This is a genomic window from Flavihumibacter cheonanensis (genome assembly GCF_022352215.1).
Classification (GTDB): Bacteria; Bacteroidota; Bacteroidia; order Chitinophagales; family Chitinophagaceae; genus Flavihumibacter; species Flavihumibacter cheonanensis.
On sequence record NZ_JAKRWF010000218.1, the window covers coordinates 1 to 280 of the forward strand.

The 280-nt window shown below is 60.0% G+C and carries 1 protein-coding gene; it reads right to left on the minus strand.

Annotated features, from left to right (window positions below; all coding sequences use genetic code 11):
* Nucleotides 1-280: rhodanese-like domain-containing protein (locus MD536_RS21760; RefSeq protein WP_239603876.1), on the minus strand; the 280-nt coding region annotated here is incomplete at both ends.

Sequence of the window (280 nt, forward strand, 5' to 3'; positions counted from 1 at the left end):
GCAGATTCCAGCAGCGTTGCCGCATCGTGGGAGCGAATGCCGAAACGGCAGATCACCAGCACATAGTCATCGAACTGGATGTGCTGAAGCGTGTGCGCCAGAAACTCCGGATTGGGGTCCGACGTGAGCCAGGGCTCATGATGGCCCTGCGGGAAAAGTCCGGCCTCGCGTTCGTGCGCAGCGCTGACATCCAGCAGCTTGGCGTAAGGATGACGCTGGAGAAATGCGGCCACCCAGTTTACGGACAGGTGCCGCATCCTGGTCTCCACGATAAAATCCC